At 51.7% G+C, this 7,182-nt stretch carries 8 protein-coding genes; 7 read left to right on the forward strand and 1 reads right to left on the reverse strand.

The annotated features are described in order from the left end of the window. The 7 genes from NTW95_08740 to NTW95_08770 form a co-directional block, all read left to right on the forward strand. On the forward strand, nt 1–177 hold a 177-nt coding region (locus tag NTW95_08740; protein ID MCX6557496.1), incomplete at its 5' end, for a replicative DNA helicase. 56 nt (nt 178–233) lie between these two features. After that, nucleotides 234–1,586, forward strand: coding sequence for a DNA repair protein RadA (gene radA, locus NTW95_08745; GenBank protein ID MCX6557497.1), 1,353 nt, complete (start codon nt 234–236; stop codon nt 1,584–1,586). Nucleotides 1,587–1,680: 94 nt separating this feature from the next. Further along, a complete protein-coding gene (locus NTW95_08750) occupies nt 1,681–2,664 on the forward strand; it encodes a TRAM domain-containing protein (protein MCX6557498.1) in 984 nt (327 codons plus the stop codon). After that, nucleotides 2,661–3,152, forward strand: coding sequence for a 2-C-methyl-D-erythritol 2,4-cyclodiphosphate synthase (ispF, locus tag NTW95_08755; protein MCX6557499.1), 492 nt, complete (start codon nt 2,661–2,663; stop codon nt 3,150–3,152). The genes NTW95_08750 and ispF overlap by 4 nt, the downstream gene beginning before the upstream one ends. A 26-nt stretch (nt 3,153–3,178) precedes the next feature. Then, a complete protein-coding gene (gene der / locus NTW95_08760; GenBank protein MCX6557500.1) occupies nt 3,179–4,489 on the forward strand; it encodes a ribosome biogenesis GTPase Der in 1,311 nt (436 codons plus the stop codon). A gap of 183 nt (nt 4,490–4,672) precedes the next feature. Further along, nucleotides 4,673–5,428 carry a ParA family protein gene (locus NTW95_08765; GenBank protein ID MCX6557501.1) on the forward strand — a complete coding sequence of 252 codons (756 nt, stop codon included), beginning with the start codon at nt 4,673–4,675 and terminating at the stop codon, nt 5,426–5,428. After that, nucleotides 5,421–6,257, forward strand: coding sequence for a ParB/RepB/Spo0J family partition protein (locus NTW95_08770; GenBank protein ID MCX6557502.1), 837 nt, complete (start codon nt 5,421–5,423; stop codon nt 6,255–6,257). Before NTW95_08765 ends, NTW95_08770 begins: the two co-directional genes overlap by 8 nt. Nucleotides 6,258–6,483: 226 nt before the next feature. Here the strand turns inward: NTW95_08770 and NTW95_08775 are convergent. Next, on the reverse strand, nt 6,484–7,182 hold a 699-nt coding region (locus tag NTW95_08775), incomplete at its 5' end, for a polyphenol oxidase family protein (GenBank protein ID MCX6557503.1).

The raw sequence follows: 7,182 nt of genomic DNA on the forward strand, positions 1-7,182 counted from the left end.
GCCGACGTGGTCATCTTCATCCACCGCGACGACCAGTTCGACAAGGACTCGGAAAGGAAGGGCGAGGCCGACCTGATCGTCGCCAAGCAGAGGAACGGGCCGACCGGAAAGATCGTCCTGGCCTTTCTCGACAAGTTCACCAAATTCGCCAACATGGAATTTCACGAACGGGAATAACCGTGACGCAGGACGGACACGGACAGGAATGAAGGCATGACCAGCGCTCCCGACCGATGAAGCACGCGACTCTTTTCGAATGCATCGAATGCGGTTTCCAGGGGCCCAAATACTACGGGCGCTGCCCGCAATGCCAGGCCTGGAACTCGCTGGTGGAAAGCCCCGAAGCGGATGAAGACGCGGCCGTCGATGCGGAACCGGGCCAGGCGCCGCAAAAAATCGGCGCCATCGATCCCCGGGAGATCAGCCGGCTCCTCACCGGCATGGACGAGTTCGACCGCGTGCTGGGCGGGGGAATCGTCAGCCATTCGGTGACCCTGATCGGCGGCGAACCAGGGGTCGGCAAATCGACGCTGCTGTTGGAAGTGTCGGCCGTCCTGTCGCAAAAGGGCAAGCGGGTCCTGTATTACTCGGGCGAGGAGTCGGCGGTGCAGATCAAGATCAGGGCCGAAAGGCTGGCGGTCAACTCCGACGATATCCTTCTTTTCACCATCGGAACGCTGGAGGACCTGCAGCGCCACGTCAAGGAGATCAAGCCCGATTTCCTGGTCGTCGACTCCATCCAGACCCTCACCTCCCAAAAAGCGGCCTCGCCCGGGGGTTCCGTCTCCTCCCTGCGCTACGTGACCGCCGCCATCATCGAACTGGCCAAAAAAAGCGGCATCACCGTATTCATCATCGGACATATCACCAAGGAGGGACAGCTGGCCGGCCCGAAAACGCTGGAGCACATGGTCGATGCCGTCCTTTACTTCCAGGGCGAGACCCAGGCCGATATCCGTTTGCTCAGGGCGGAAAAGAACCGCTTCGGCCCGGTCAACGAGATCGGCATTTTTCAAATGACCGCCAAGGGGTTGATCTCGGTCAAGGACCCCTGCCAGGTGCTTCTCCAGAATCGCCAGTCCCAGGCCCCTGGAACCGCCATCTTCCCGGCCATGAACGGCTTGCGCCCGCTGCTGACCGAAATCCAGGCGCTGGTGAGCGAAAGCCCCTTCGCCGGCAATCCGCGCCGCATCGCCATCGGTTTCGACAACTACCGCCTGTCCATGCTGCTGTCGGTCATTGAAAAAAAATTGAAGCTGCCGTTCTACAAGTCGGACGTTTTCCTGAACATAACCGGCGGCATGATCATCCGCGAGCCCGCCGCCGACCTGGCCGTTTGTTCGGCCTTGATCGGGAGCTATAAAAATATCAACGCCAATCCCAACGCGGTGCTGATGGGCGAGGTGGGCTTGACCGGGGAAATCCGGCCGATCAGTTTCCTGGAAATACGTTTAAAAGAGGCTATAAGACAGGGTTTTACTGTTTTTTACCTCCCGGCGGTCCACAAGCCGCTGACGATTAATCATGATTTATCGGTATTTTACATCGAAAATATCGTCGATTTTTACCAGACGATGAAAAAATAGCTCTGCCGGTCCGGGGAGGAACCCCGGTTGATATTTACCTAAAAATAGGTTAAAATTAACCATAGTCGGGCAAAGCAATTAATAAGGAGCCGCCATGTTCATTCTCATCTATAAACTGATTTTCATAGGCATCTTCGCCCTGATCGGATACACGTACCCGCCGTTCCAGGGAACCTCGCAGTTGCTCGGCGCCGTGCTGGGCGCCGCCCTGGCCTCGTTCCTGGCCTTGCTGGTGTTCAAGATCAAGAAAACCGAACTAAAGCACATTTGGAGCGCTTCATTGGGTTTGCTCGGCGGAGTGGCGGTCGGCTGGATCATGTTCCAATTGTTCAACCTGATCGCCATGTCGTTTTCGGCGTATATATTTTTCAAGGCCCTTTTCCTTTTCGGCATCCCGGTGACCGGGCTGTTCATCGGCATCAGCAAGCCCAACATGTTCTCGCCGTTGAACATCAAGGAGTTTTTCAGGGGCAGCAGCGCCTTTACCCAATCCTATCTGCTCGATACCAGCGCCATCATCGACGGCAGGATAGTCGCCATCGCCATTTCCGGGTTTGTCGAAGGCGAATTGATCATCACCCAGTTCGTCCTGGCCGAACTGCAGTTCATCGCCGATTCCGTGGACGCCAACAAGAAAATCAGGGGCAAGAGGGGACTGGACGTGATCGAGCAGCTGCAGCAGAATAAGGAGATTTCGGTGACGATCCTGAACAAGAATGTCCCGGGAGTAAAGGAGGTCGACCAGAAACTCGTTTTGTTGGCCAAGGAGCATAATTTCAAGATCATCACCAATGACGTCAACCTGAGCAAAATCGCCAAGCTGCAGGATGTGAAGGTGTTGAATGTCAATGAGCTGGCCTTTGCCCTCAAGCCGATTGTCTATCCCGGGGAAAAAATACTGACCCGGATTACCAAGGAAGGCAAGGAGAAAAAGCAGGGCTTGGCCTACCTCGAGGATGGGACCATGGTGGTGGTCGATGACGCCAAAACCGACATCGGCCGCGAGGTCGAAATCGAGGTGACCTCGGTGCTGCAGTCGACTTCGGGAAAAATCATCTTCGGCAAAAAAACGTCATGATCAAGCTCAGGACGGGCATCGGCTACGATATCCACCGGCTCAAGGCAGGGAACGGCCTTTTTATCGGCGGCGTCAAGATCTCCGGCTCGCTCATGGCCGAAGCCCATTCCGACGGCGACGTGTTGATCCATTCCCTGATCGATGCCCTGCTGGGAGCGATGGGCCAGCCAGATATCGGCGAGCTGTTTCCGGACAGCGATCCGCAGTTCAAGGGGATCGGAAGTTTGCGCCTGCTGAGCAAGGTCAAAGAGATCCTCGTCGCCGAACGGTTTGAAATAATCAATATCGACAGTGTTCTGATCATCGAAGCGCCGAAGATCAGCCCCTTCAAAAACGAAATAAAAAAGAACGTCAGCGAAGTTCTGCAAATTCCCCAGGACGATTTCAATTTAAAGGCGAAGAGCAAGGAAAAAATCGACGCTGTCGGCAGGGGAGAAGCCCTTGAATGCTTTTCGACCGCATTGCTGACTAAAAAAGGGCGGAATTAGCCATAATTCAAGGGAAATAGGAAAAAATGAGCTCTATTCCATTGATTACCATCATCGGCGTGCCGAATACCGGAAAATCGACCCTTTTCAACCGCATGGTGGGCAGAAGGAAAGCCCTGGTCCATTCCCAAGCCGGCATGACGCGCGATATTTTTCGCCAGAAGTTCAAGATCGACCAGAACTGGTACTATCTGCAGGACAGCGGCGGTTTTTTCCTCGACAAGAACACCATCAATTCCGAGATCAATAAAAAAATATTCAAGGCCGCCAGAAATTCACAGTTGATCATCTTCCTGTTCGATGGGAAAAGGGAATTGCTCGGCTATGAAAAAGACCTGTTTCTGGAAATAAAAAGGCTGCATAAACCGATCATTGCGGTTTTGAACAAGGTAGACAACCTCGATGCCTATTTGCAGCCGCAGTCGTACTATGCGCTGAAAAACGACTATATTCAAATTTCGGCCGAACACAACCTTGGTGTCGAGGTTCTCTTCGAAAAAATATCCCAAACCCTGCATGTGGACAGCCAGCCGGAATCCGACTTCAGCACTGGAGCTCGGATCAGCATCATCGGCAAACCGAACGTGGGAAAATCTTCGCTCATCAACAAGATTCTCAACGACGATATGGTCATCGTCAGCCCGCTGCCGGGGACGACCCGTGATTCGGTCGATCTGGAAGTAAGGCGCAACCAGCAGACCTTTATTCTTGTCGATAATGCCGGGATACGCAAGCTCCAAAAAATAGCCGAGGATACCGAGAGCGCCGCCGTCATTCGCGCCGAAAAGGAGATGGGCAATTCCGACGTCATCGTTTTTGTCATCGACATCAGCAAGCGCATAGATCAAAACGACATGCTGATCGCCCAGAAGATTGTTCGCGCCGCCAAGCCGGTCATTATTGCCGGCAACAAAGCCGACCTGCTCGCCGAAGGGGTCAACAGCAACAAATTCCTGGAGCTGACCAAGACCAGGTTCAATTCGCTCTATTTTGCTCCGATTATAGCCGTTTCAGCGCTTACCGGCAAGAACATTTTCCAGCTTTTCGACCAGGCGGTCGCCATCAATGAAAAACTGGTTGCCAAAGTAAAAATTTCGGCTTTAAATGAAATGGTCAAAAAGATCCTGCGCGAGAGGAAGCTGATTACCTCGGATAAGCGGATCTTCAACCCGAAATTTGTTTCCATAGAATCCTATCGCCCTTTTTTCATCAAATTTCACTGCAAATCCTCCAGCAGACTGAACGATTCCGATGAACTTTTCTTGAAAAAAAGATTGAACCAGGAATTGAATCTCATCGGCATTCCTATCTATTTCAAAGTTGTATCTTCCCGCTGATCGTCTCTCATTGATGTCGACGCGTCGACATTGATGTTTAGTAGTGACAGGTCGCGACCCGCATCGGGACAAGCCCTGTCACTACCATCTGTCATGTCTTTTCGAAATTAATATCTATGAGATTTTTTCTTGACTTTCCCTGTCCGATAATTTATCATTGTGCAATTGCCAAAGGAGATCAACGTGATTATCACCATTGCCAATCAGAAAGGGGGAGTGGGCAAAACCACGACTTCCATCAATATTTCTGCGGCTTTCGCGTTTCTGGGCTATAAGACGCTGCTCATCGACATGGATCCCCAGGCCAACTCCACCGTGACTTTCATTGAGAAAAACGAGCAGAAATATTCCTTGTACGATTTCCTGGAAAATGTCGATCTGACCTTCGAATCGGTGGTTCAAAACACCAATATCATCAATCTGGCCCTGCTGCCTTCATCGATCGCGTTGGCCAAGCTGGAATCGAAGCTGGTAGGGGAGATCGACGGCCATTTTCGCCTCAAGGACAGGCTCGATAACTTCAAATACAAATATGACTTCATCATCATCGACACGCCGCCGACTCTGGGACTTATAACCATCAATTCGTTCGTTGCCGCCACTCATTTGCTTATCCCCATCCAATCATCGTATTTCGCCCTTGAGGGGACCGACGACCTGCTCGAGACTTTTGAAAAAGTGCGTGCCAGAAGCAATCCCGACCTGACGCTGCTGGGCGTGCTGATCACCCTGCACGACAGGAGGGTCGTCATCGCCCAAGACAGCGAAGCCCACATCCGCAAGCTGTTTGGCGATAAAGTTTTCAAAACCATCATATCCAAGAGCGTCCGCCTCGAAGAAAGCCCGGCTTTCAAGGAATCCATTTTCACCTTTGCCCCGAATTCGAGAGGGGCGGTCGAATACCAAGCTTTGGCTAAGGAAATATTAAAAAATGGCTAAAAAAGTCGGTTTGCCGGAATTCATCAAAATGAAGCATGATCACCACCTGGTCGACGAAATATCCACGCGCACGAAAACGCCGGTTACCCGCAATATTCCTATAGAAAAGATCATTGCCAGCCAGTTGCAGCCGCGCAAGGACATGGGAGACCTGAAGGAGCTGACCGAATCGATCCGCGAGAAAGGGATCATCGAACCGGTGATCGTCAGGCCCAAGGACGGCCATTTTGAGATCGTCGCCGGAGAACGTCGCTTCAGGGCCGCCAAGCAGGCCGGCATGAGCGAAGTGCCCTGCATCGAGCATGATATCCCGGACAACGAAGCGCTCGAACTTTCCATCGTGGAGAACATTCAGCGCAAGGACCTGAATGTTTTCGAACAAGCGCAATCGATCATGTCGCTGGCCGAAATATACGGATACACGCACGAGGAAATAGCCGTGAAGATAGGCAAGTCAAGGGTCACGGTGAGCGAGTTGATCAGGGTCACCGATCTGCCCGTTGAGATACGTCAAAAGTGCCTGGAAATGGGGATCAATTCGAAAACATTTTTGCTGGAGCTGACCAAGCTGGAAGATCCGGCCAAAATGACCGAGATCCTGGAGCAGTACGGGCAGAATTCATTTTCCCGCGACAGGATCAAGCAGCAAAGAAAAAAACCGAATGAAAAAAATGTAAGGTTCAACTTTGTTTCGGAAGATAAAAATATTAAAATCAATTTTAATTGCAGTCAGGAAAAGTTCGACAAAGAAAATATCATCTCTGTTTTGGAGAAACTGATATCGGATATAAAGGAAAATAAAATCAAGAATTTTTCTGATTTTAGTTGATAAATTGATATTGGTTTACATAATCTATCTTATCCGACATTGATAATACAGGTTTTAAACTCGTTTTCTAATTTTATTATTGTAATTATCGCTAAACCGCGGAAATGCCCTGCCAGGGCTCGTTATCCTCTCTGGAAGCAATTAGACTTCCTGTTCGCTTTCGTCGATTGTAGGGCCTCAGGCGGCCGAAAAAAGCTTTGACAGAGGGATTGTTCAGCTCCCGCTGCTATTTTAAGGCCAGAAAATTAAAAATACGCTTGCCGGTCTTGCCGTCGCGGCGGAAAGACGGAAAACGGTCTCCGGCGCAATAGGTGCAAATAGCGCAATCTTGTATTTTCTTGGCACTGATGCCGGAGTCAACCAGCGACAGGCGCAAACCCTCCTTGAGATCCATCGAATACTTGCCGTTGTCTTTTGGATAAAAAATGTCATTTACATAAGTCTTGGCAACGAAAAGAAGACGCAGATCCTCCCCTACCGTGTAACAATTTTTTTCAATGGCCGGGCCCAGGAAAAACGAATAGCGGCCGGTACTTCCTGGCAGCATGGCCAGCAGGTTCTTTTCGATCCCCTGGCAAAGCCCGCGCCAGCCGACATGGATGACGCCGCCGATGCTGAAATCGTCGGCGTAAAAAAACAACGGCACGCAATCGGCGGTTTGGATCACGGCCACCATCCCGGGCGTTGTCAGCAATATCCCGTCGGCCTCGCTGGGGGGCTGGTCGTATACGACCGTCCCCTTGGGGGACTGGCGGCCGGAGACCTGGATGATGCGGCCTGAGTGGACCTGCTTCAGGAATACGAGCGGCAGGGATTTGAAAAACCGCTGCAGGGCGGCCGCGGTGAAATGGCTGTGGGTAAACCCGAAAATGATGCGCGCATCCTCGTGCGCCTGCAGGCTGAGCCCTTCGAAGTGGTGTATCGG

The sequence above is a fragment of the Candidatus Aminicenantes bacterium genome (assembly GCA_026393795.1).
Lineage (GTDB): Bacteria > Acidobacteriota > Aminicenantia > UBA2199 > UBA2199 > UBA2199.

What these genes read in the sequence shown, in the direction of transcription:
- NTW95_08770 (MCX6557502.1), top strand. Translation starts at nt 5,421, where the DNA reads ATGGCTAAAAAAGTCGGTTTGCCGGAATTCATCAAAATGAAGCATGAT.
- radA (MCX6557497.1), top strand. Translation starts at nt 234, where the DNA reads ATGAAGCACGCGACTCTTTTCGAATGCATCGAATGCGGTTTCCAGGGG.
- ispF (MCX6557499.1), top strand. Translation starts at nt 2,661, where the DNA reads ATGATCAAGCTCAGGACGGGCATCGGCTACGATATCCACCGGCTCAAG.
- der (MCX6557500.1), top strand. Translation starts at nt 3,179, where the DNA reads ATGAGCTCTATTCCATTGATTACCATCATCGGCGTGCCGAATACCGGA.
- NTW95_08750 (MCX6557498.1), top strand. Translation starts at nt 1,681, where the DNA reads ATGTTCATTCTCATCTATAAACTGATTTTCATAGGCATCTTCGCCCTG.